The organism is Escherichia sp. E2748, assembly GCF_005781125.1.
Taxonomy (GTDB): Bacteria; Pseudomonadota; Gammaproteobacteria; order Enterobacterales; family Enterobacteriaceae; genus Escherichia.
On sequence record NZ_VATP01000019.1, the window covers coordinates 207429 to 229891 of the forward strand.

The 22463-nt window shown below is 49.3% G+C and carries 22 protein-coding genes and 1 pseudogene; 6 read left to right on the forward strand and 17 right to left on the reverse strand.

Going from position 1 to position 22463, the window contains the following annotated elements; genetic code table 11:
* Positions 1–439: 439 nt before the first annotated feature.
* The gene (gene soxR, locus FEK42_RS16010; RefSeq protein WP_000412432.1) at positions 440–904 is read right to left on the reverse strand and encodes a redox-sensitive transcriptional activator SoxR; all 465 of its coding nucleotides are present in this window, start codon (positions 902–904) and stop codon (positions 440–442) included.
* Positions 905–989: 85 nt separating this feature from the next.
* Between soxR and soxS the strand changes: the two genes are divergently transcribed.
* Entirely contained in the window at positions 990–1313 is a 324-nt protein-coding gene (soxS, locus tag FEK42_RS16015; RefSeq protein WP_000019357.1) for a superoxide response transcriptional regulator SoxS, read from the forward strand.
* A gap of 2 nt (positions 1314–1315) precedes the next feature.
* Here the strand turns inward: soxS and FEK42_RS16020 are convergent, their stop codons facing one another.
* Positions 1316–2902, reverse strand: coding sequence for an EAL domain-containing protein (locus FEK42_RS16020; protein ID WP_130259473.1), 1587 nt, complete (start codon positions 2900–2902; stop codon positions 1316–1318).
* Positions 2903–3341: 439 nt separating this feature from the next.
* Here FEK42_RS16020 and FEK42_RS16025 point away from each other — a divergent pair, with 439 nt between their 5' ends.
* Positions 3342–3623: a YjcB family protein gene (locus FEK42_RS16025; RefSeq protein ID WP_064525602.1), complete on the forward strand. Its 282-nt coding sequence runs from the start codon at positions 3342–3344 to the stop codon at positions 3621–3623.
* A gap of 99 nt (positions 3624–3722) precedes the next feature.
* Here FEK42_RS16025 and ssb1 read toward each other — a convergent pair whose 3' ends face one another.
* Complete coding sequence (ssb1, locus tag FEK42_RS16030; protein ID WP_000168309.1) at positions 3723–4259, reverse strand: single-stranded DNA-binding protein SSB1; 537 nt, start codon at positions 4257–4259, stop codon at positions 3723–3725.
* Between the two features lie 252 nt (positions 4260–4511).
* Between ssb1 and uvrA the strand changes: the two genes are divergently transcribed.
* Positions 4512–7334 carry an excinuclease ABC subunit UvrA gene (uvrA, locus tag FEK42_RS16040; RefSeq protein ID WP_130205822.1) on the forward strand — a complete coding sequence of 941 codons (2823 nt, stop codon included), beginning with the start codon at positions 4512–4514 and terminating at the stop codon, positions 7332–7334.
* Between the two features lie 213 nt (positions 7335–7547).
* Here the strand turns inward: uvrA and FEK42_RS16045 are convergent, their stop codons facing one another.
* The 6 genes from FEK42_RS16045 to dnaB all read right to left on the reverse strand — a co-directional run bounded on the left by FEK42_RS16045 (position 7548) and on the right by dnaB (position 13476).
* Entirely contained in the window at positions 7548–7898 is a 351-nt protein-coding gene (locus tag FEK42_RS16045; protein WP_135408646.1) for an MmcQ/YjbR family DNA-binding protein, read from the reverse strand.
* 3 nt (positions 7899–7901) lie between these two features.
* Positions 7902–8318 (reverse strand): secondary thiamine-phosphate synthase enzyme YjbQ, encoded by a 417-nt coding sequence (locus tag FEK42_RS16050; protein WP_130205818.1) that lies wholly within the window; start codon positions 8316–8318, stop codon positions 7902–7904.
* Positions 8319–8428: 110 nt separating this feature from the next.
* Positions 8429–9142, reverse strand: a complete 714-nt coding sequence (gene aphA, locus FEK42_RS16055) for an acid phosphatase AphA (RefSeq protein WP_130205816.1) — start codon at positions 9140–9142, stop codon at positions 8429–8431.
* 339 nt (positions 9143–9481) lie between these two features.
* Positions 9482–10675 (reverse strand): aromatic amino acid transaminase, encoded by a 1194-nt coding sequence (gene tyrB / locus FEK42_RS16060; RefSeq protein ID WP_135493264.1) that lies wholly within the window; start codon positions 10673–10675, stop codon positions 9482–9484.
* A gap of 253 nt (positions 10676–10928) precedes the next feature.
* Complete coding sequence (gene alr / locus FEK42_RS16065; RefSeq protein ID WP_130218569.1) at positions 10929–12008, reverse strand: alanine racemase; 1080 nt, start codon at positions 12006–12008, stop codon at positions 10929–10931.
* Between the two features lie 52 nt (positions 12009–12060).
* Positions 12061–13476, reverse strand: coding sequence for a replicative DNA helicase (dnaB, locus tag FEK42_RS16070; protein ID WP_000918363.1), 1416 nt, complete (start codon positions 13474–13476; stop codon positions 12061–12063).
* Between the two features lie 82 nt (positions 13477–13558).
* Here dnaB and FEK42_RS16075 point away from each other — a divergent pair, with 82 nt between their 5' ends.
* Positions 13559–14542: a quinone oxidoreductase gene (locus FEK42_RS16075; protein WP_130259467.1), complete on the forward strand. Its 984-nt coding sequence runs from the start codon at positions 13559–13561 to the stop codon at positions 14540–14542.
* Positions 14543–14705: 163 nt separating this feature from the next.
* On the opposite strand, the gene pspG is transcribed toward FEK42_RS16075, so the two are convergent.
* Together pspG and dusA are read right to left on the reverse strand one after the other, a co-directional pair.
* Positions 14706–14948 (reverse strand): envelope stress response protein PspG, encoded by a 243-nt coding sequence (pspG, locus tag FEK42_RS16080; protein WP_000891404.1) that lies wholly within the window; start codon positions 14946–14948, stop codon positions 14706–14708.
* Between the two features lie 133 nt (positions 14949–15081).
* Positions 15082–16119, reverse strand: a complete 1038-nt coding sequence (dusA, locus tag FEK42_RS16085) for a tRNA dihydrouridine(20/20a) synthase DusA (RefSeq protein WP_135410829.1) — start codon at positions 16117–16119, stop codon at positions 15082–15084.
* Positions 16120–16207: 88 nt separating this feature from the next.
* Here dusA and FEK42_RS16090 point away from each other — a divergent pair, with 88 nt between their 5' ends.
* Both FEK42_RS16090 and FEK42_RS16095 read left to right on the forward strand, forming a co-directional pair.
* Entirely contained in the window at positions 16208–17305 is a 1098-nt protein-coding gene (locus tag FEK42_RS16090) for a site-specific integrase (RefSeq protein WP_135493263.1), read from the forward strand.
* Between the two features lie 61 nt (positions 17306–17366).
* Positions 17367–17615 (forward strand): DinI-like family protein, encoded by a 249-nt coding sequence (locus tag FEK42_RS16095; RefSeq protein WP_001217539.1) that lies wholly within the window; start codon positions 17367–17369, stop codon positions 17613–17615.
* Here the strand turns inward: FEK42_RS16095 and FEK42_RS23255 are convergent.
* From FEK42_RS23255 to FEK42_RS16120, 6 genes and pseudogenes are all read right to left on the reverse strand, one after another.
* Positions 17612–17692 (reverse strand): annotated as a pseudogene (locus tag FEK42_RS23255) (capsid protein); the annotation flags it as partial. The gene FEK42_RS16095 and the pseudogene FEK42_RS23255 overlap by 4 nt on opposite strands.
* Positions 17693–17725: 33 nt before the next feature.
* Complete coding sequence (locus tag FEK42_RS16100) at positions 17726–18013, reverse strand: hypothetical protein (protein WP_138211890.1); 288 nt, start codon at positions 18011–18013, stop codon at positions 17726–17728.
* 42 nt (positions 18014–18055) lie between these two features.
* Positions 18056–19096 (reverse strand): tail fiber domain-containing protein, encoded by a 1041-nt coding sequence (locus tag FEK42_RS16105; protein WP_135493262.1) that lies wholly within the window; start codon positions 19094–19096, stop codon positions 18056–18058.
* 12 nt (positions 19097–19108) lie between these two features.
* Entirely contained in the window at positions 19109–19378 is a 270-nt protein-coding gene (locus FEK42_RS16110; protein ID WP_001204893.1) for a hypothetical protein, read from the reverse strand.
* Complete coding sequence (locus FEK42_RS16115; protein WP_135493261.1) at positions 19378–21735, reverse strand: prophage tail fiber N-terminal domain-containing protein; 2358 nt, start codon at positions 21733–21735, stop codon at positions 19378–19380. The genes FEK42_RS16110 and FEK42_RS16115 overlap by 1 nt, the downstream gene beginning before the upstream one ends.
* A gap of 64 nt (positions 21736–21799) precedes the next feature.
* The gene (locus FEK42_RS16120; RefSeq protein ID WP_135493260.1) at positions 21800–22399 is read right to left on the reverse strand and encodes an Ail/Lom family outer membrane beta-barrel protein; all 600 of its coding nucleotides are present in this window, start codon (positions 22397–22399) and stop codon (positions 21800–21802) included.
* Positions 22400–22463 lie beyond the last annotated feature (64 nt).

Genomic DNA, 22463 nt, shown 5'->3' on the forward strand with positions numbered 1-22463 from the left:
TCGCAAAAAAGCAAACGTTTAGCTCCGCGCATACAAAACGGGTGGTAAAAAAAAGCAAACGATTATCCGGCGATCATAGCGGCTTTTTCAACCGAAGTTTGCTGCTTTTTTCCCTTTTCTTGTATTGACGATGAAAAACCAGGCAATTGATGCGCAAACGTTATCGTCGATGCGCAAAATTACGGCATTTGTAGGTAGCTTGTAGCGAAGGGTTGCAGTAAAAAATCGTGCAAGATGGCAAAAACATTGCGTCTAAAAAACGTCTTTTTGCACTGGCGAAGATACGGAGGCGGCATACAATTAAAGTATCAACACCAACCGGAACCTCCACCACGTGCTCGAATGAGGTGTGTTGACGTCGGGGGAAACCCTCCTGTGTACCAGCGGGATAGAGTGAAAGACAAAGACCGGAAACAAACTAAAGCGCCCTTGTGGCGCTTTAGTTTTGCTCGTCTTCCAGCAAACGCGCGCCAGTACCTTCTTCCCCTAAGCGGTCGCCCGGGTTACGCAACGGGCAGTCGCTACGCGAAAGGCAGCCGCAGCCAATACAACCGTCCAGTTCATCTCGCAGAGCCACTAAGGTATGAATGCGCCGATCTAATTCTTCTCGCCATTGCGAAGAAAGCTGCTTCCACTCTTTGGCGCTTAATGTATGCCCTTCAGGCAACACACCAAATGCTTCACTAATAGTCGCTAATGGAATGCCAATACGTTGAGCAATCTTGATAATCGCCACATATCGCAGCACATCACGCTTATATCGTCGCTGATTGCCGCTATTTCGAATACTGGTAATCAGCCCTTTGCTCTCATAGAAATGCAGTGCAGATACCGCTACCCCACTGCGTTTCGCCACTTCGCCTGGGGTGAGCAAGGCTTTAATGCGGGGTAATTTCTTTTCCATAAATCGCTTTACCTCAAGTTAACTTGAGGAATTATACTCCCCAACAGATGAATTAACGAACTGAACACTGAAAAGAGGCAGATTTATGTCCCATCAGAAAATTATTCAGGATCTTATCGCATGGATTGACGAGCATATTGACCAGCCACTGAACATTGATGTCGTCGCAAAAAAATCAGGTTATTCAAAGTGGTACTTACAGCGGATGTTCCGCACGGTAACGCATCAGACACTTGGTGATTACATTCGTCAACGCCGCCTGTTACTGGCTGCCGTTGAGTTGCGCACCACCGAGCGCCCTATTTTTGATATCGCAATGGATCTTGGGTATGTCTCGCAGCAGACCTTTTCCCGCGTTTTCCGTCGGCAGTTTGATCGCACTCCCAGCGATTATCGCCACCGTATCTAGAATTATTTCCCGCACATTAACTCATGTGCGGGTAATTTCCCTGTCCATTCCATAAACATTTGCGGCGGCATCGCCTTTGCAAAATACCAGCCCTGACAATAACGCACGCCGCGTTTGCGCAGCCAATTAACCTGTTCTGACGTTTCTACCCCTTCCGCTATCGTTTTTAGCCCCAGACTGTGCGCCAGTTCAATGATGTGTTCCGCAATCAAATGGCTGGTTTTGTGCGTGGTCAGCGTCTCAACAAACGATTTATCGATTTTCAAAATATCGATATTCAATGAATTAAGGTTGTGTAAGTTGGAGTAGCCAATACCGAAGTCATCAATCGCAACTTCATAACCGGCCTGACGGAAAGCATGAATAATCGGCGTCATTTTGGTGACATCAAGAAACGCATGTTCAGTAACTTCAAATTTAATTTGCTGCGGACGCACCGCGTATTGCTCTATTTTCTGATTGGTTCGCGCAATTAAACGCGATGTATGAAAGTCGGAGGCCGACAGGTTAATAGAAACATAGCGATCGGCATGTGTTGCCAGATACGCCCCCAGATCGCTGAATACATTATCAATAACATAATCAGTGACTAACTCAATCATCCCCTCTTTTTCCGCCAATGGGATAAACTCTGCCGGACTCATCACTTGCCCCTGACCACCTGGCCAACGTAGCAACGCTTCAGCGCCAATACATTTTTCTGTTTTGATATCGATAATTGGCTGGTAATAAAGACAAAGCTGTCTTTTTTCGAGGGCGCGTTGCAATTTGCGTTTGGGTGACTGGTACTCCTGGCTAATCCGCAACCAGAGTAACAGGAGTACCAGACTGCAAAAAATACCTGCGGGCAAAGCAAAGATAAGATGATTATAAAAATGAGCGATAAGACGTTTATTTGAAGTGGCAACAATGGCCGCTATTGGGCGTTTTGTCGAATGTACCATTGCATACAAATGACCATTTCGTTGCACCGTTAAATCATTCAGATGAATTAACGGAGTAAACGTTTCAGCCGAGGCCTGGTTGCTTAACGAAAAAAAGGTTTTCGTCACCGTATCATACACGCCCCATTGTAGCGTCGGATCGTCAGATATCACCTCACTCCAGAATAAAGGATTGATGACCGCCACATAATTACCCCGCTGCATATAAGTCATTTTATAACCGGAGAAAAAAGGGGTATCGCGATAATAATAGATAGAAATGTCAGGGTCACGCTTATAATCCGCGGGGGCGATCATATATCCGTCAGCAGGGGCGATAAGTGAAGAACATAAAAAATGGTTATCCTGGGCATATATCAGTTCATTGATATAAAGATAGCCACGAATAATATTCAACATTCGCTTTTGATGATCCGGTGTACAAACTTGCCCCTGATAGCGTTTCGCTTCATCGCTCGCTGAATCTGCCTGTTGAATGACCAGCTCGGATTTATCCAGCGCCAGTTGGGCAAAGACACGAAGCTGATTGTTCACTTCTGATTTTGCCCAAATGAAGGCAATCCATAGTGACAGGATGATGGGGAGGAGTGCTACAAAGATAATGCCCGGCAACGCCAGCAATTTGTGTCGTGCACGATGACTCATTTCTATCAATTCCCTGTCTGGTTATAGCTGGTCATTGCAAGGTGAAAACCTTGGCCACCGACGACGTTAGATAAATCTTACGGTATAAATAGCACTTTTGCCTGATTTGAAATTGATACCTTTATAATCGTTGTTTTATTAAAAATAACACGCTGATATCAAAAAGAATTTACTAAAAAATACGGGTCAGTCAGGAAGATACGATATTTTGTATTTCCGCGACGCCACTGAAAAACCACAAAATAAGCATGCTAATAAAAATAGCGACTCTATCTGGCTAACAAACAACCAATTGTGATATAGTTCACAAAAATAATGAAACGCACTAATTGTTTCATTTTGGTATTTTGCAAGCCCCATGATAGCCAGAGTGCATCACGCCTCCCGTGAACAACACCGTGCTGTCCAGGGCATCGGTTATTTTCAGAGGAAATGTTCGATGGCTACCCTCACCACTGGCGTGGTTCTTCTTCGCTGGCAGCTTCTTAGCGCCGTACTGATGTTTCTGGCAAGTACGCTCAACATCCGTTTTCGTCGGTCTGATTACGTAGGACTCGCGGTGATCAGTAGTGGCCTGGGCGTTGTTTCCGCCTGCTGGTTCGCGATGGGACTGCTCGGAATCACCATGATGGATATTGCCGCAATCTGGCACAATATTGAGTCGGTAATGGTCGAAGCCACAAATCAGGCACCGCCACAATGGCCGATGATTTTGGTGTGATATGCAGAAGCCTCCATTATGGAGGCTTCTTTTTTTATCCCTGGCAGATGCGCTAATCACCTACCTTAAAACAATATAATCTATTGTTTTAAAACAAAATCAGAATGGGATATCGTCATCGAAATCCATCGGCGGCTCGTTAGACGGCGCTGCCGGAGCGGACTGCTGCGGGCGAGACTGCGCGCCGCCGCTGAACTGATTGCCACCCTGCGGCTGCTGAGGCTGACCCCAACCGCCCTGCGGCTGACCGCCACCGACGTTACCGCCAGCCGGAGCGCCACCGCCCTGACGACCACCCAGCATCTGCATGGTGCCGCCAACGTTCACCACCACTTCCGTGGTGTAGCGATCCTGACCGGATTGATCGGTCCATTTGCGGGTACGCAGCTGACCTTCGATATAAACCTGGGAACCTTTACGCAGATATTCGCTGGCTACTTCAGCCAGTTTGCCGAACAGCACAACGCGGTGCCATTCAGTCTGCTCTTTCATCTCGCCGGTCGCTTTATCACGCCAGGATTCGGAAGTAGCCAGCGTAATGTTGGCAACTGCGCCACCATTTGGCATGTAGCGTACTTCCGGGTCCTGACCCAGATTACCAACGAGAATAACCTTGTTTACGCCTCTGCTGGCCATGTTCATGTCTCCTGAAAAAAAACGTTCTAATAAGTGTAAACGCGCGATTGTAGCATTACCAATAGCGGTTTTACTATGTTGTGACCTCGGTTCCGCTAAACAATTCTGGTCAAACATTGTTACATCGCGCTCTGGGTTTCACATTCCAACACTGTATATTCATTCAGGTCATTCTGTGTCATAATTAACCGTTTGTGATCGCCGGTAGCACCATGCCACCGGGCAAAAAAGCGTTTAATCCGGGAAAGGTGAATGGATAAGATCGAAGTTCGGGGCGCCCGCACCCATAATCTAAAAAACATCAACCTCGTTATCCCCCGCGACAAACTCATTGTCGTGACCGGGCTTTCGGGTTCTGGCAAATCCTCGCTCGCTTTCGACACCTTATATGCCGAAGGGCAGCGTCGTTACGTTGAATCCCTTTCCGCCTACGCGCGGCAGTTTCTGTCACTGATGGAAAAGCCGGACGTCGACCATATTGAGGGGCTTTCACCCGCCATCTCAATTGAACAGAAATCGACGTCTCATAACCCGCGCTCTACGGTGGGGACAATCACCGAAATCCACGACTATTTGCGTCTGCTGTACGCTCGCGTCGGTGAGCCGCGCTGCCCGGACCACGATGTTCCGCTGGCGGCGCAAACTGTCAGCCAGATGGTGGATAACGTGCTGTCGCAGCCGGAAGGTAAACGTCTGATGCTGCTGGCGCCGATTATTAAAGAGCGCAAAGGCGAACACACGAAAACGCTGGAGAATCTGGCAAGTCAAGGCTACATCCGTGCGCGCATAGATGGCGAAGTCTGCGATCTTTCCGATCCACCGAAACTGGAACTGCAAAAGAAACACACCATTGAAGTGGTTATTGATCGTTTCAAAGTGCGCGACGATCTCACCCAACGTCTGGCTGAGTCGTTTGAAACGGCGCTGGAGCTTTCTGGCGGTACAGCGGTCGTCGCTGATATGGACGATCCAAAAGCGGAAGAGCTGCTATTTTCCGCCAACTTCGCCTGTCCGATTTGCGGCTACAGTATGCGTGAACTGGAACCACGTCTGTTTTCGTTTAACAACCCGGCGGGGGCCTGCCCGACCTGTGACGGCCTCGGCGTACAGCAATATTTCGATCCTGACCGCGTGATCCAGAATCCGGAACTGTCGCTGGCTGGCGGTGCGATCCGTGGCTGGGATCGCCGCAACTTCTATTACTTCCAGATGCTGAAATCGCTGGCAGATCACTATAAGTTCGACGTCGAAGCGCCGTGGGGCAGCCTGAGCGCGAACGTGCATAAAGTGGTGCTTTACGGTTCTGGCAAAGAAAATATTGAATTCAAATACATGAACGATCGCGGCGATACCTCCATTCGTCGTCATCCGTTCGAAGGCGTGCTGCACAATATGGAGCGCCGTTATAAAGAGACGGAATCCAGCGCGGTACGCGAAGAGTTAGCCAAGTTTATCAGCAATCGCCCGTGTACCAGCTGCGACGGAACACGTCTGCGTCGGGAAGCACGCCACGTGTATGTCGAGAATACGCCGCTGCCTGCTATCTCCGACATGAGCATTGGTCATGCGATGGAGTTTTTCAACAATCTCAAACTCGCTGGTCAGCGGGCGAAGATTGCAGAAAAAATCCTCAAAGAGATTGGCGATCGTCTGAAATTCCTCGTTAACGTCGGTCTGAACTATCTGACACTTTCCCGCTCGGCAGAAACGCTTTCCGGCGGTGAAGCCCAGCGTATCCGTCTGGCGAGCCAGATTGGCGCGGGGCTGGTTGGCGTGATGTATGTACTGGATGAGCCGTCTATCGGCCTGCACCAGCGCGATAACGAACGCCTGCTGGGTACGCTTATCCACCTGCGCGATCTCGGTAATACCGTGATTGTGGTGGAGCACGACGAAGACGCTATTCGCGCCGCTGACCACGTTATCGACATTGGCCCGGGCGCGGGTGTACACGGTGGTGAAGTGGTCGCGGAAGGTCCGCTGGAAGCGATTATGGCCGTGCCGGAGTCGTTGACCGGGCAGTACATGAGCGGCAAACGCAAGATTGAAGTGCCGAAGAAACGCGTTCCGGCGGATCCGGAAAAAGTGTTGAAGCTGACAGGCGCGCGTGGCAACAACCTGAAAGACGTGACGCTGACACTGCCAGTCGGTCTGTTTACCTGCATTACAGGTGTTTCAGGTTCCGGTAAATCGACGCTGATTAACGACACGCTGTTCCCGATTGCCCAACGCCAGTTGAACGGCGCAACCATCGCCGAACCGGCACCGTATCGAGATATTCAGGGACTTGAGCATTTCGATAAAGTCATCGATATCGACCAAAGCCCGATTGGTCGTACTCCGCGTTCTAACCCGGCGACCTATACTGGCGTGTTTACGCCTGTGCGCGAACTGTTTGCGGGCGTACCGGAATCTCGTGCGCGCGGCTATACGCCGGGGCGTTTCAGCTTTAACGTCCGTGGCGGACGCTGCGAAGCCTGTCAGGGCGATGGTGTAATCAAAGTGGAGATGCACTTCCTGCCGGATATTTACGTACCGTGCGACCAGTGCAAAGGTAAACGCTATAACCGTGAAACGCTGGAGATTAAGTACAAAGGCAAAACCATCCACGAAGTGTTGGATATGACCATCGAAGAGGCGCGAGAGTTCTTCGATGCCGTACCTGCACTGGCGCGTAAGCTGCAAACGTTGATGGATGTTGGCCTGACGTACATTCGCCTGGGGCAGTCCGCAACCACGCTTTCCGGCGGTGAAGCCCAGCGTGTGAAGCTGGCGCGTGAGCTGTCAAAACGCGGCACCGGGCAGACGCTGTATATTCTCGACGAGCCGACTACCGGCCTGCACTTCGCCGATATTCAGCAACTGCTCGACGTGCTGCATAAACTGCGCGATCAGGGCAACACCATTGTGGTGATTGAGCACAATCTCGACGTAATCAAAACCGCAGACTGGATTGTCGACTTGGGGCCGGAAGGTGGTAGCGGCGGCGGCGAGATCCTCGTCTCCGGTACGCCAGAAACCGTCGCGGAGTGTGAAGCATCACACACGGCACGCTTCCTCAAGCCGATGCTGTAATCGTTAAGGCCGCTTTCTGAGCGGCCTCAGATTATTGACAAAGTGCGCTTTGTTCTTGCCGGATGCGGTGTGAACGCCTTATCAGGCCTACAAAAACATGCAATTTCAATATATTGCATGGGTTACGTAGGCCTGATAAGCGTCGCGCATCAGGCAATTTTGCGTTTGTCATCATTCTCAGGCCGCTTGCTGAACGGCTTTTTCCTTTCAGAGTTACGCCAGCAATTTACGTTTTTCTTCCGGCAGCAAATTCACCGCCTGCTGATAAGACGCATCGACCAGATAATAGATTTGCGAATCCGGCAACGAGCCGTCGAGATATACGGTGCTCCAGTGCGCTTTGTTCAGATGCCGACTGGGACGAACATCGCTATGCTGCTGTCGCAAAAGCTCGGCCAGCGCAGGGCTGGTTTTCAGCGAAACCGCTGGGCGATTTTCCACTTCTTTCACCATCGCAAACAGCACATCTTCCACTTTGATTTGCGTTGCTTTCCAGTCACTATGCACACTCTGTTCTGCGCCTGGTTTTGCCATGCAATATTGTAGCAACTCCGAAATGGTCATTTTTTACTCCCCTTGTAGTGTCGCGATAATGCGACGCGAACCGCCGTGGATGCGATGTTCCCCAAGCCATATTCCCTGCCAGGTGCCGGTCTGAATACGCCCCTGATGCACTGGCAGTACGAGCGATACCCCCAGCATCGAGGATTTGATATGAGAAGGCATATCGTCTGCCCCTTCATAGTCATGCTCATAGTTTCCGTTGTCGGGAACGGTGCGGAGGAAAAAACGCTCCATGTCATAGCGTACTGTGGGGTCGCAATTCTCATTAAGTGTCAGAGAGGCGGAAGTGTGTTGCAGCAACAGGTGCAGTAAACCGACATTAACACGCGGCATATCAGCTAGTTGAGTCAGGATTTCATCCGTTACCAAATGAAACCCACGAGATTTAGCGCTAAGCGTGAGCGTCTTTTGAAACCACATGTGCTGCTCCTTGATAAAACTCTCTTAATCAGTTTGCAGCAAGACAGCGAAAGGATAAAGATGCGATTAAAAAAACAGCATTCGGGAGAGTCAGGCGCTCTCCCGACTTATCAGTATTCTGAATTGATGATCACCTCTTCATCGAATGCACCCGCTTGTGGTAAGGGTTTGTAGGTGGAGTTGGAGGCTCGCAGAATGCGGATGCCACGGATGCCAACATCACGTGCAGCGGTAATATCGTTATCGGAATCACCATAAAAAATTCGGATATTTTTATCCTGTAGCCACTGCGTTTTTGTATTTTGTCCTGCTTTATCGCCCGCAAAAATCACCGGGTTCATACTGGTTGCAGGAATGTGAAAGTCATCAGCCAGCGTTTTTGACACTGTTTCAGTTTTCGTAGGGCTACGACCTGTCACAAAGAAAATGGTGTCGCCACGGCGGACATGCATATCAATCAGCTGACGCGCGACCTCTTTTGGAATACTAAATTCATCCCAACCGTTGTTCATCTTTTCCCAGAATGCCGGGTTTTTTAGATAATCTTCGCTTTCTGGCGAGAACGTTTTTTTGCCGCGCCAGAATCCAGGGCTGGAAAACAGAACAGTGTCATCAATATCAAACCCAACAGCCATCTGTGGGCGTCCTGCCAGACTGTTTTCAATTTGGGCGACTGAAACCCAATGAATTGGCGCCTGTTCAGCGAGTTTGGCTACGTTAGTACCCGGATTAAGCGGTGAAGGTGATGAGGCCAGGGCAACAGCGGAACTGTTTAGAGCGAACAATAAGCAAACGGCACTCAATGCCTGTGTGATCTTGCGCATATTTTTCCCTAAATAGTCAGTAAGTTAAAACTTTTTATTGTGAGATTTGTTGAAAAAACCATCTGACCATAACGCCAGCAGCGAGGGAAAGGAAGGATTATCTGCGGTTTTGTTAGAGAAAGGGAGCAGGATCACATGAGAGAAGTTCGTGTTTTTTAATAGCTTAATGTCTATCCATGGAGTAGGTATATCCATTTAGTCCGTGGTTAATATCGCTTACCAGAAGTGAGCGGCTTTATATGAGGGGCAGAGTTTTTCTTTCTCTCTATTCTCAATGATACTAATTATATCAACAAGTTAAAATTGAGCAGGCGGCTGTTCAACCACCTGCTAACGACATCACATCACGGCTGCAAACGCCTTCGCCACGCGATGCACATTTTGCGCATTAAGTCCGGCAACACACATGCGGCCGCTGGCAATCAGGTAAACACCAAACTCGTCACGCAGTCGGTCAACCTGAGCAGCGCTTAAACCGGTATAACTGAACATGCCGCGCTGCTTAAGCAGATAATCAAAATTGCGTTCTGGCATCTCTTTACTCAATACCTTCACCAGTTCCTGACGCATCGCCAGAATACGGGTACGCATTTCTTCCACTTCTGCCAGCCAGCTAGCTTTTAACGCCGCATCATTCAGCACCGTAGCCACCACCTGCGCACCAAAATTCGGCGGGCTGGAGTAGTTGCGGCGAACAGTTGCTTTCAACTGCCCCAGTACGCGACCTGCGGCTTCGGCATCTTCACACACCACAGAAAGACCGCCGACACGCTCACCGTAGAGGGAGAAAATTTTCGAGAATGAATTGCTCACCAGAGCAGGTAATCCGGCGCTGGCGATCACGCGAATGGCATAGGCATCTTCTTCCATACCGGCACCAAATCCTTGATAGGCAATATCGAGGAATGGGATAAGCTCGCGTGCTTTGAGAATTTCAATCACCGCATCCCACTGGTCGTTGGTGAGATCGGCGCCCGTTGGGTTATGGCAGCACGGATGCAGCAGCACAATGCTGCGGGCAGGTAATGTTTTCAGCGTCGCCAACAGGTCATTAAAACGCACGCCGTTAGTCGATTCGTCATACCAGGGGTAAGTATTCACTTCGAATCCAGCCCCTGCAAATATTGCTACGTGGTTTTCCCAGGTAGGATCGCTGACCCAGACGCCTGATTCCGGGAAGTAGCGTTTCAGGAAGTCAGCGCCTACTTTTAATGCCCCCGAACCACCGAGCGTCTGAATGGTCGCCACACGCTGTTGTTGTAGCACCGGATGGTCAGCGCCAAACAGCAGCGGCGAAATGGCATGGCGATAGCTGTTCAGCCCTTCCATCGGTAAATAAAGCGAAGCGCCATGAGGTTGTGCATTCAGACGCGCTTCCGCTTCCGCGACAGCTTTTAGTTGCGGAATAATCCCGTCTTCGTTGTAGTACAGACCGATACTCAAATTCACTTTGTCGCTGCGGGTGTCTTCTTTAAAACGCTCCATAAGCGAAAGAATCGGGTCGCCAGCATAGGCGTCAACTTTTTGAAACACGCGATGGTTCTCCAGGTTTACGGGCAGGTGGTTAAAACACAATAAACCGGAAGATGGCGAAGATCGAGAGGATGTTCAGCGACGAACGGCAATTAACCAGAGGGTAAGACTGATGACAAACGCAAAACCACCAGAAGCATGACGTTTATCAGGCCTATGCGAGAATATCAATTTATTGAATTTACAAGATATTACGTGCCGGATAAGGCATTCACGCCGCATCCGGCATAGACAATCAACTATTACAGAACGATTAATCCACGTATTTCATCGCGACCCTTGACGTCAGGCGCGTGATAAGTTCGTAAGCACTCACTTTTGTTATTTCTGCGATACGTTCTACGGGCAAACCTTCGCCCCATAAAATGACCTGGTCCCCGGCTTTATCCTGCGCCTGTGGACCTAAATCTACGCAGATCATATCCATCGCCACGCGACCGACAATCGGCACTTCACGACCATTAACCAGCACTGGCGTACCGGACGGCGCGGCGCGCGGGTAGCCATCGCCATAGCCCATCGCCACCACGCCAAGGCGGGTATCGCGCTCGCTAATCCAGGTGCCGCCATAGCCTACCGGTTCACCCGCTTTATGCTCACGCACGGCAATCAGGCTGGAGGTCAGTGACATCACTGGCTGGCAACCGAAATCAGCACCGGTGGAGCCATCTTCCAGCGGTGACACGCCGTAAAGAATGATGCCCGGGCGCACCCAATCAAAATGCGACTGCGGCCATAACAAAATTCCACCCGATGCGGCGATTGAACGCTTGCCGGGTTTGCCTTCGCAAAAGGTATTGAAGATATCGAGTTGTTTCTCAGTCGCGCCGCATTTTGGCTCATCAGCGCGAGCAAAGTGGCTGACAATATTCACCGGCTGACGGACGTTTTTACATTGCGTAAGACGTTGATAAAACGCCTCAGCTTGTTCCGGTAAAACGCCCAGTCGGTGCATACCGGTGTCGAGTTTCATCCAGACGGTAACTGGCTCCTCCAGACTGGCCTCTTCCAGAGCAGCAAGCTGTTCTTCGTTATGCACGGCGGTATGCAGATGTTCAGCGGAGATCGTCGGCAGATCGTCTGCTTCAAAAAAGCCTTCCAGTAACAATATAGGTTGCGTGATGCCCCCTGCTCTAAGCCGCAGGGCTTCTTCGAGACGGGCTACGCCAAAGGCGTCGGCATCAGGAAGCGTTCGCGCGGTTTCAAGAAGACCGTGACCATAAGCGTTCGCTTTCACCACCGCAACCAGTTTACTGGCGGGGGCCAGTTCACGCAGACGTTGCAAGTTGTGTCGCAGAGCGCGGCGGTTAATCACTACAGTTGCCGCTTGCATTTGTATTCCTTGATAAGTGTTTGCTTTAATTACCTAATACATAAAATAATTATTATTCGTCATCGTACTGCGGCCCCGCGTAGTTGTCGAAGCGCGACCATTGACCGTTAAAGGTCAGGCGTACCGTCCCGATTGGGCCGTTACGTTGTTTACCGATAATAATTTCCGCGATGCCTTTCAAATCACTGTTCTCGTGATAAACCTCATCACGATAGATAAACATGATCAAGTCCGCATCCTGCTCGATGGAGCCGGATTCACGCAAGTCGGAGTTGACCGGACGTTTGTCGGCACGTTGTTCCAGAGAACGGTTCAACTGGGACAGGGCCACCACCGGCACATTCAGTTCTTTTGCCAGCGCTTTCAGCGAGCGGGAGATTTCTGCAATTTCCAGCGTACGGTTATCGGAAAGCGCCGGTACGCGCATCAACTGCAGGTAGTCGATCATGATAAGCCCGATGCCGCCGTGCTCACGGGCAATACGACGCGCGCGCGAGCGCACTTCCGTTGGCGTCAGACCGGAGGAATCATCAATATAGATGTTACGTTTCTCGAGCAAAATGCCCATCGTGCCGGAAATACGCGCCCAGTCTTCATCATCCAGCTGCCCGGTACGGATTTTGGTCTGGTCAACGCGCGACAGTGATGCCAGAGAACGCATCATAATCTGTTCCGATGGCATCTCCAGCGAGAAGATAAGCACCGGTTTATCCTGCAACATCGCCGCATTTTCGACGAGGTTCATCGCAAATGTCGTTTTACCCATCGACGGACGCGCCGCGACGATAATCAAGTCCGACGGCTGCAAACCGGCGGTTTTTTTGTTGAGATCGTCATAGCCGGTGTTTACCCCGGTGACGCCATCGTGCGGCTGCTGGAACAGTTGCTCAATACGCGCCACGGTAGCGTCGAGCACATCGGCGATGTTCTTCGGCCCTTCGTCTTTATTGGCACGACTTTCGGCAATTTTAAAGACGCGGGATTCAGCCAGGTCCAGCAGGTCTTCGCTGGTGCGCCCTTGCGGATCAAAACCGGCTTCGGCAATCTCATTAGCAACTGAGATCATCTCACGGACAACGGCACGTTCGCGCACGATGTCAGCATAAGCGCTGATGTTCGCCGCACTTGGCGTATTTTTTGACAGCTCTGCCAGATAAGCGAAACCACCGACGCTATCAAGTTGCCCCTGGCGCTCCAGCGATTCCGCCAGAGTTATCAAGTCTATCGGGCTACCGCTTTCCTGCAAACGCGCCATTTCGGTAAAAATATGGCGGTGCGGACGGGTGTAGAAATCGTCTGCCACTACACGCTCGGCCACATCGTCCCAGCGTTCGTTGTCCAGCATTAAACCGCCCAACACCGACTGCTCCGCTTCGATCGAGTGCGGAGGCACTTTCAGCCCGGCAACTTGTGGATCGCGTTCGCGGGGTTCAGCCTGCTGTTTGTTGAAGGGTTTATTTCCTGCCATAGTGAATGGAGTTACCGAGATAAAGAATGGGTCGAAACTTTACCATATGAAGCAGACCCTGACGATACGTTCTGGAGGACACATGGCAACACGAATTGAATTTCACAAGCACGGTGGCCCGGAAGTACTGCAAGCCGTGGAGTTTACTCCTGTCGATCCGGCAGAGAATGAAATCCAGGTCGAAAATAAAGCCATTGGCATCAATTTTATCGACACGTATATCCGCAGCGGCCTTTATCCGCCGCCATCGCTACCCAGCGGGTTAGGCACAGAAGCGGCTGGCATAGTGAGCAAAGTCGGCAGCGGCGTGAAGCATATTAAAGCAGGCGATCGCGTGGTTTATGCGCAGTCAACGTTAGGGGCTTACAGCTCTGTGCATAACGTCAATGCCGATAAAGCCGCAATTCTTCCCGCGGCGATCTCTTTTGAGCAAGCCGCCGCATCATTCCTTAAAGGCTTAACGGTTTATTATCTGCTACGCAAAACGTATGAAATCAAACCTGACGAACAGTTCCTGTTCCATGCGGCTGCTGGCGGCGTTGGCTTAATTGCCTGTCAGTGGGCAAAAGCCTTAGGGGCAAAACTTATTGGCACCGTGGGAACGGCGCAAAAAGCGCAAAGCGCCTTAAAAGCCGGGGCATGGCAGGTCATTAACTATCGCGAAGAGAATCTGGTCGAGCGGTTAAAAGAGATCACCGACGGCAAGAAAGTGCGCGTAGTGTACGATTCCGTGGGCAGAGATACCTGGGAACGCTCGCTGGATTGCCTGCAACGTCGCGGTTTAATGGTCAGTTTTGGCAACTCATCAGGCGCGGTGACGGGTGTGAACTTAGGCATTCTCAATCAGAAAGGCTCGCTGTATGTGACACGCCCTTCCCTGCAAGGCTATATCACCACGCGGGAAGAGTTAACTGAAGCCAGTAATGAACTGTTTTCTTTGATTGCCAGCGGCGTAATTAAAGTGGATGTCGCAGAACATCAGAAGTACCCGCTGAAGGATGCGCGGCGTGCGCATGAGATTCTGGAAAGCCGGGCGACGCAGGGTTCCAGCTTACTGATTCCATAAAGAAATTGGGCTTCCACCTGGGAAGCCCTTTCTTTTATAGTTCGGCTGTATGTAGGGTACAGCTCGATGAATTTGTTTGACGCGCAATAGTGACAGATTTGATTATCAATTCCTATTTTGTTCTAAGGATAAAACCCGAGGTTGTGATCATCCGCACAATCCCTTAGTAACGCCAGCGGTCATAACGCTGATATTTAGGCACTTTTGGCGCTTTAATCGCCTTGATCACCCACACTACCGCAATCGCCAACAGCAGCCACGGCAGCAACTTAATCATCAATGCCAGCATCCCACCGAGGAACATAATGGCCGTCGCCACAACCAGCGCAGCGATAATGCCCAGCAATGAAACGCCGGTGACCATCAACATGACAAAAAAGCCAATCACAAAAAGTAGTTCCAGCATGATGTTCTCCCAAAAATGAAATCTCTTGCTGGCTTTACAAGAATCATGCCAGAAATAACATATTGATTTATCAACAAAACGCCCCGCGTCGAAGCGCAGGGCGTGGTGAATTTGACTACTTTGTGGTGAAAAATTAACGCTTATCCGCTACCAGTTTGAGCGCATGTTCCAGCACGTTAATGTCAGCGCCCGCTTTATGGGCATTTTCACTTAAATACCGCCGCCACTGCCGCGCACCAGGAATCCCCTGGAACAGCCCCAGCATATGCCGGGTGATATGACCGAGATACGTCCCCTGGCTGAGTTCACGCTCAATGTACGGATACATAGCTCGTACCACCGCCACCGGATCGGCATCGGTATCCGAGGAACCAAATATCTCTCGATCCACCGCCGCCAGAATGCCTGGGTTTTGATACGCTTCACGCCCGACCATCACGCCATCCATATGTTGCAGGTGTGCTTTAGCCTCTTCCAGTGACTTGATGCCGCCGTTAATCGACATAGTCAGATGCGGGAAATCACGCTTCAGTTGATAGACACGCGGGTAATCGAGCGGCGGGATCTCACGGTTTTCTTTCGGACTTAAACCAGAAAGCCAGGCTTTGCGCGCATGGATAATAAACATCTCGCATTCGCCTTTGCCGGAAACAGTGTCGATAAAATCACAGAGAAATTCATAGCTGTCCTGGTCGTCAATGCCAATACGCGTTTTCACCGTCACTGGAATCGACACTACGTCGCGCATCGCTTTTACGCAGTCAGCCACCAGTTGCGCATTCCCCATCAGGCACGCGCCAAACATGCCGTTCTGTACCCGGTCTGACGGGCAGCCAACATTCAGGTTGATCTCATCATATCCGCGCGCTTCTGCCAGCTTCGCACACTGCGCCAGCGCCGCCGGATCGCTACCGCCCAACTGCAACGCCACCGGATGCTCTTCTTCACTGTATGCCAGGTAATCACCTTTACCGTGAATAATCGCCCCTGTGGTCACCATTTCGGTATAGAGCAGCGTATTACGGGAGAGCAGACGCAGGAAATAACGGCAGTGTCTGTCCGTCCAGTCGAGCATAGGAGCAATGCTAAACCGAGAATTCCAGTAAACACCAGTTTTTTCAGGCATCACGCTGGTTTGATTAATTTTTTGTGTTTCATGATTATCGTGCATTTTTGAACATTTCAGGCTATTTTTCTCGCGTTAGGTTCCCGCACAGGTTCCCACAACGCATGGGAACCTGAAATGACGAGATTGAGTAATGGCGTACTATAACATAGAGAAACGGCTAAAATCCGATGGCACACCACGCTATCGTTGCACCGTGATTATTAAAGAAAAAGGTGTCATCACTTACAGGGAAAGTAAAACCTTTCCCAAACATGCTCATGCCAAAACATGGGGTACACAGAAAGTGATGGAACTAGATTTGTATGGAATCCCATCATCAAGCGAGATTGACGGCCTTACTGTCCGTGATTTGCTACACAAATATTTAAATGATCCAAATGCAGGAGGTAAAGCAGGCCGCACTAAAAGATATGTGCTGGAACTACTTATGGATAGTGACATTTCTGCGATCAGACTATCTGAATTAACAGAAAATGACGTAATAGAACATTGCAGGTTGAGAAACAACGCCGGTGCAGGTCCAGCTACTGTTAGCCACGATGTTAGTTATCTTGGCAGTGTTCTGGATGCAGCCAAACCTGTATACGGAATTAATTACACATCAAACCCAGCAAAAGCCGCTCGTCCATATCTACTTAAACTTGGTTTAATTGGTAAATCAAATCGTCGTAATCGTAGACCAGCATCTGATGAACTAGACATGCTCATTGAAGGCCTTCAACAACGATCTACTCATAAATGCTCAAAAATTCCGTTCGTTGATATCCTCAAATTTTCTGTGTGGTCCTGTATGCGAATCGGAGAAGTATGCCGGTTACGATGGGAAGATCTCGACCAGGAACAAAAATCTATACTAGTAAGAGACAGGAAAGATCCACGTAAAAAGGAAGGTAACCATATGAAAGTGGCCTTGCTTGGGGAAGCCTGGGATATCGTCCAACGACAACCCAAAAAATCTGAATTCATTTTTCCATACAACAGCACTTCTGTTACCGCAGGATTTCAGAGGGTAAGAAGCAAATTAGGTATTAAAGATCTGCGATACCATGATTTGCGTAGAGAAGGGGCAAGTCGCTTATTTGAGGCTGGTTTTAGTATTGAGGAAGTCGCCCAGGTTACAGGGCATCGTTCATTAAACGTGCTATGGCAGGTATATACCGAACTGTATCCAAAATCTTTACATAATCGTTTTGAAGAACTCCAAAGGAGCAGAAATAAGACCTCTTGACACTGTTTATTCATACAGTTAAAAATAATACTGTATACAAACACAGTATAGAGGGATTTTTATGCGTATTGAGATCTGCATAGCCAAAGAGAAAATGACTAAAATGCCAAACGGTGCTGTGGATGCGTTGAAGGAAGAATTAACTCGACGCATCAGTAAGCGTTATGACGATGTAGAGGTGATCGTAAAAGCCACCAGCAACGATGGCCTTTCTGTTACGCGCACCGCCGATAAAGATTCAGCTAAAACTTTTGTTCAGGAAACTCTGAAAGATACCTGGGAGTCTGCTGACGAGTGGTTTGTTCATTAATTAATACGTAAAATCGATAACGGCTGGAAATCATTCAATACTCGCACTATCGGAAGTTCACCAGCCAGCCGCAGTATTCTGCCATGACAAGTTGCTGCGGCTTTTTATGTTTAACGGATAAACAGCCAGACCAGCAGACACGCCATCACCGGCACAGCAAAATCCATCAGGCTTGCTACATCCCACACGCGCGGATCAAAACCGCCCCACCACGGCATATTCATACGCTTGCCATGTCCGAACATTTCAATCCAGCGATATTCTGCCTGGGTGTGTTCACGCGCAATGAAGAACGTACAACCGGCTATCGCTCCGTAAGCCCAGTTCCCGGTAAAAAGACCAATCAGTAGCTGCGCAGCCACAGCACAAAGTGCATGAAGTAAGGGTGTTATATCCATTTTCATCCTACCCAATAAAACGGGGCGCTCGGCCCCTTAATATTATTTAGACGCAAGCGCCGCCTCAATTGCAGATAACATTTGTCTTAATTCTGCGTTTTCTTCTTCCAGTGCTGTTATTCTGTCGTCTGACTCTCTGGCTACCTGAACAAGCAAGCCAGTAACACCAGAATAATCTACAGTGTAATACCGTTCACCTTCTTCGCCTTCAGATCCGCTACCACCGTCCCTATATTTTATCGTAGAGCCTACGGACTCTGGAATTGCTTCTAAGGCTTCCTGTGCGATAACACCAGCGTAAGGCATCCCGTTTTCTTTAAGCGTGTATGTATAACCATTCATCTTACGGATGCGATCGGTTGCATTATCAATCACCTGAATATTATCTTTCAGGTCTCGGTCAGAGGTCTGGTTAAATGCGGTCGCTTGACATGCACCATTAACAGCAAATGCATATGTGTCATCTGTTTGTTTTTGACCAAAGAATATAAAAGCCCCACCATCTACACCAACTTCATAAACAACCGGACGGCTAGAATTGCCCCACAATTTAGCAGTAACGCCAGCGTGAGCGGTTCCCTGTGTGTTTAGTGTCATGGTCGAACCATGATTGGCATATTTGATCTGTAATGTGTCTGTATAATCAAATTTAATCAGGGCATTATCTACACGATCCCCATAGGACATGAGGCACTTACCCATTTTCAAATAACCAGCAGTGCCAGGGAAAATTAAAGTTCCTCCGTAAAGATCACTAAAGTCCCAAAAGATACCTTTTGTCCCGTTATGTGTGACGATCCTCGTCATTGTATCTTTAGTACCATCAATATTTTTTCTGGTATATATGTCACTATAAGCGTTTTCCGTTTCACCAGTCTTATTTGACAAATGCAGCTTACCGCTGAATATAGTTCCAGTTGTTGGCAATGTTTTTTGATCATAGATTACATTGCAATAACCATTCCATGTTGTTTTATTGTCTACATAAGATTTTGTTGCATAGCTTCCTTGATCAGCTTTTAGTTTACTAACATCGGATTTTAGCGTTTTGATGTCATCAGGAATTACTGTTTTTGTAACCATTGTCTTACTCCATTAAGCCCATGTCCTTACATGCTGATCTGTCGTAATGAAAGGCATTAAAGAAGATATGTTTTTACTGCTATCAACGATCCTCATGTTTACGAAAAAACCACCGCGATCAATGCCTGTACATCTTTCGTTTTCTGGCTCCTCGTAATCGATAACGCAGCCAATAACATCAACAAGAACCCCGTTTTCTTCTTCAAGACTGAACAGGCCACTGTCATATACAATTGCGTTAAACTGTTCTCTGTTATCGAATCGTAATGTTATATCCCGCATTATACGTATTCCTTAAGCTGCGTATCTGACAATGCTCTGTTCCAGAAACGGAGGTTTTTTATATGACCATTAAGGTGTCGTAATCCTGTCGTCGTTTGTCCCCCGATACGAATCACAGCAGCTTCACGAATATATTTCCATACTGTTTTTGTTTCTGTGCTTATATGCTTATTTGCAAATGAGCATGTCATGCCGTCAGCCTTAACCCTGAATCCCATAACAAGATCTCTTACTCCGCATGACTCATATACACGTCGGTTAGCCCCGCCTATATCGCAATACGAATAACCGTCCTGACTAATAGTTCCAGAAGAACCAAACCCCATAATAAATGGGCCTCCGGACTGGTGATTTTCTGAATCAATGACACGCGGTGCCGCATTATGAGAAATAAACCAGTTTTTATGGACTTCCACCATGAACGTAAAAGGCATGGTATACATATTTTTCATCAGCGGAAATTTACATAAATCTGATGCACGAGTCGCTGGCTCAGTTGTCGTTATGATGAAGGAAGTTGCACAAGCACCATACTCGAATTGCGGGGTGGTTACTTCTATCCAGTCACCTGTTGCAAAAGACCCCACAGCTCTGTCGGCTGCAATTTGCAGCTGCGTACCAACCATTCCCCATTCTGGCAGACATTTCAGTGTTGCCTGAAAGTATATCCATCCACTACCTGGATCGATTTCAAAGTTTGCTGTTAATAGCTGGGCATTGCCACCAGTAATTTGTAGTTCATGGGTCTGTAATGACAAATAGGCGTCGCAAAGGAAGGTGTATCCTTCCGAGTTATACCGTTCAAAACGGATACGTGCGCGAACATTGAGATCACTTCTTACCCTGAACGACGCGGTAACATACGGACCTTTACTGTACTGATCATCGCCAGTCACATCTATGCCTTTGTTACCAGCAACTGTGCATATATTTCTCCCTGTTGTCGTTCCTGCTATATCGCTTCCTACCGTGAAACGTCCATATTTAAACTCAAATTCATCTGTTGATGATGTTACAGATATACCACCGCTTTTATTCCAGGCATCAGGATTAAAACTATTTACGAACATGTTTGTTCGCTGATTCTCTATCAGCAAACCATATTTTTCAAAACGAGGAACGTTATTCCCTGCCACGGTAATATGCCCGGACTTATCAATATACGTTGCAGATGAAGCCCGGCTAAATTGGCATATGCCATTAACAGGCATTGTTATTTCATCACTGCCGATGGTTATTGTTTTATAGCCCGGGGCATACCCTGTTATCGCTTCCAGAGAATCATTCAAGGGTAGCCAGATATCAGGAAGCGGAGGGACAGAAGCAGGATCAGCGGCATCTTCTGCAATCCGGGCTGCATTCTCTGCTCTTGTTGCGGCTGACGTTGCTTCTGTCTCGCTGGCTGCTGCTTTTGTTTCACTCGTCTTTGCGTTAGTTTCACTGGTTTTTGCAGCTTTTTGGCTATTAGCTGCCGCTGTTGCAGAACCAGCTGCGGCACTCTCGCTTTGGGCTGCTGCATCCTGACTGTTTTTCGCCGCAGTTTCGCTGGCTTTGGCATTCGTTTCGCTGGTCTTCGCTGCCGTCTGGCTGGACTTTGCGTTAGTTTCGCTCGTCTTCGCGGCTTTCTGGCTGTTAGCCGCAGCAGTTGCTGATCCAGCTGCTGAAGTCGCAGAACCAGCTGCAGCACTCTCGCTTTCGGCTGCTGCATCCTGACTGCTTTTCGCCGCAGTTTCACTGGCTTTGGCATTCGTTTCGCTTGTTTTCGCTGCCGTCTGGCTGGACTTTGCGTTGGTTTCGCTCGTCTTTGCGGCTGTCTCACTGTTTTTCGCGTTGGTTTCTGATTTTTTGGCTGCTGTCGCGGAGTTTGCCGATGCAGTCTGCGAGGACGCTGCCGCCTGTGCGCTGTTAGCTGCATTCGTTTCTGAGGTTTTCGCCGCGTTCTTCGATGATGCCGCTGCAGTTTCGGATTTCTTTGCCGCCGCTGCGCTCTGAGAGGCGGCTTCGGCGTTGCGTGCCGCTTCTTCCACCATTGCCTCAAAACGACGCAATGCCTCCGGCATGACATCATCTTCCGTCATGGCACCGAGAAAATCATTCAGCGTACCTGGTCTGGAGCCTTCATAGACGGTAATGGTCCCGGCATGTGAAGGCGGAAAACCTTCAACCAGCAGGATGACGCTGTACTGGCCATACTCAACATCCATGCTGTAACGCCCGGCTTCATCCGGATTTTCAGAGGCCACCGTGTTCACCAGTACCGTGGTGCTGTTACGCTTTGCCTTCAGTTGAATAGTGCAGTTCTGTATTGGTTTACCCGCACCATCTTTCAGCACACCTGAGATTTTTACTGCTGCCATATCCACTCCACAAAAAAGCCCGCCTGAACCGGCGGGCTGTCATAACACTGTGTTACCTGGCTAATCAGAATTTATAACCGACACCCACGATGAAACCGTCAGTGCGCCAGTCGCCACTGCCGGAACCTTCATAAGCAATATCAATGGCCACGAATTCGGTCGGGTTAAACTGCACGCCAGCCCCCCACGCCAGAGACGTGTTGCTGTGGCGACCGTCATCACTTCCGGTCAGCACATCGTGCGTATCCCCCTTGTTGTCGGTCACCTGAAGATAATCCCCGGAAAAAGTCGACACACGGCTGTAAGCCACACCCGCGATCGCATACGCGCTGAACCATTCATTCACGCGCACAGACGGCCCCGCCATCACGCTGAACCAGCGGTTACGAATGGAATCTTCATGCCAGTGGGTATCGCTGTAACGGGTAAGCTGGCGATTCTTGTCTCCTGCATAGCTGAATGACGTCACCAGCCCCAGCGTGTCCGTAAATTCATAACGGTATTTCACGTTAATGCCCTTCAGGTCATCGTTGCCGGGCATATCAGTATGGGACTGAAGATACCCGCCGCTTAGTGTGGACTGATGCTCTGCTGCACTCGCTGGCGTACCAGCGGCGACCAGCCAGACTACTGCAGACAGAATAACAGCACATAATTTACGCATAATTACCTCTCGCTTTTCTGCAATAAAAAAGGCGCCATTTCTGGCGCCCGTATTGGGGTTATAA

What these genes read in the sequence shown, in the direction of transcription:
- soxR (WP_000412432.1), bottom strand. Translation starts at nt 904, where the DNA reads ATGGAAAAGAAATTACCCCGCATTAAAGCCTTGCTCACCCCAGGCGAA.
- soxS (WP_000019357.1), top strand. Translation starts at nt 990, where the DNA reads ATGTCCCATCAGAAAATTATTCAGGATCTTATCGCATGGATTGACGAG.
- FEK42_RS16020 (WP_130259473.1), bottom strand. Translation starts at nt 2,902, where the DNA reads ATGAGTCATCGTGCACGACACAAATTGCTGGCGTTGCCGGGCATTATC.
- FEK42_RS16025 (WP_064525602.1), top strand. Translation starts at nt 3,342, where the DNA reads ATGGCTACCCTCACCACTGGCGTGGTTCTTCTTCGCTGGCAGCTTCTT.
- ssb1 (WP_000168309.1), bottom strand. Translation starts at nt 4,259, where the DNA reads ATGGCCAGCAGAGGCGTAAACAAGGTTATTCTCGTTGGTAATCTGGGT.
- uvrA (WP_130205822.1), top strand. Translation starts at nt 4,512, where the DNA reads ATGGATAAGATCGAAGTTCGGGGCGCCCGCACCCATAATCTAAAAAAC.
- FEK42_RS16045 (WP_135408646.1), bottom strand. Translation starts at nt 7,898, where the DNA reads ATGACCATTTCGGAGTTGCTACAATATTGCATGGCAAAACCAGGCGCA.
- FEK42_RS16050 (WP_130205818.1), bottom strand. Translation starts at nt 8,318, where the DNA reads ATGTGGTTTCAAAAGACGCTCACGCTTAGCGCTAAATCTCGTGGGTTT.
- aphA (WP_130205816.1), bottom strand. Translation starts at nt 9,142, where the DNA reads ATGCGCAAGATCACACAGGCATTGAGTGCCGTTTGCTTATTGTTCGCT.
- alr (WP_130218569.1), bottom strand. Translation starts at nt 12,008, where the DNA reads ATGCAAGCGGCAACTGTAGTGATTAACCGCCGCGCTCTGCGACACAAC.
- dnaB (WP_000918363.1), bottom strand. Translation starts at nt 13,476, where the DNA reads ATGGCAGGAAATAAACCCTTCAACAAACAGCAGGCTGAACCCCGCGAA.
- FEK42_RS16075 (WP_130259467.1), top strand. Translation starts at nt 13,559, where the DNA reads ATGGCAACACGAATTGAATTTCACAAGCACGGTGGCCCGGAAGTACTG.
- pspG (WP_000891404.1), bottom strand. Translation starts at nt 14,948, where the DNA reads ATGCTGGAACTACTTTTTGTGATTGGCTTTTTTGTCATGTTGATGGTC.
- dusA (WP_135410829.1), bottom strand. Translation starts at nt 16,119, where the DNA reads ATGCACGATAATCATGAAACACAAAAAATTAATCAAACCAGCGTGATG.
- FEK42_RS16090 (WP_135493263.1), top strand. Translation starts at nt 16,208, where the DNA reads ATGGCGTACTATAACATAGAGAAACGGCTAAAATCCGATGGCACACCA.
- FEK42_RS16095 (WP_001217539.1), top strand. Translation starts at nt 17,367, where the DNA reads ATGCGTATTGAGATCTGCATAGCCAAAGAGAAAATGACTAAAATGCCA.
- FEK42_RS16100 (WP_138211890.1), bottom strand. Translation starts at nt 18,013, where the DNA reads ATGGATATAACACCCTTACTTCATGCACTTTGTGCTGTGGCTGCGCAG.
- FEK42_RS16105 (WP_135493262.1), bottom strand. Translation starts at nt 19,096, where the DNA reads ATGGTTACAAAAACAGTAATTCCTGATGACATCAAAACGCTAAAATCC.
- FEK42_RS16110 (WP_001204893.1), bottom strand. Translation starts at nt 19,378, where the DNA reads ATGCGGGATATAACATTACGATTCGATAACAGAGAACAGTTTAACGCA.
- FEK42_RS16115 (WP_135493261.1), bottom strand. Translation starts at nt 21,735, where the DNA reads ATGGCAGCAGTAAAAATCTCAGGTGTGCTGAAAGATGGTGCGGGTAAA.
- FEK42_RS16120 (WP_135493260.1), bottom strand. Translation starts at nt 22,399, where the DNA reads ATGCGTAAATTATGTGCTGTTATTCTGTCTGCAGTAGTCTGGCTGGTC.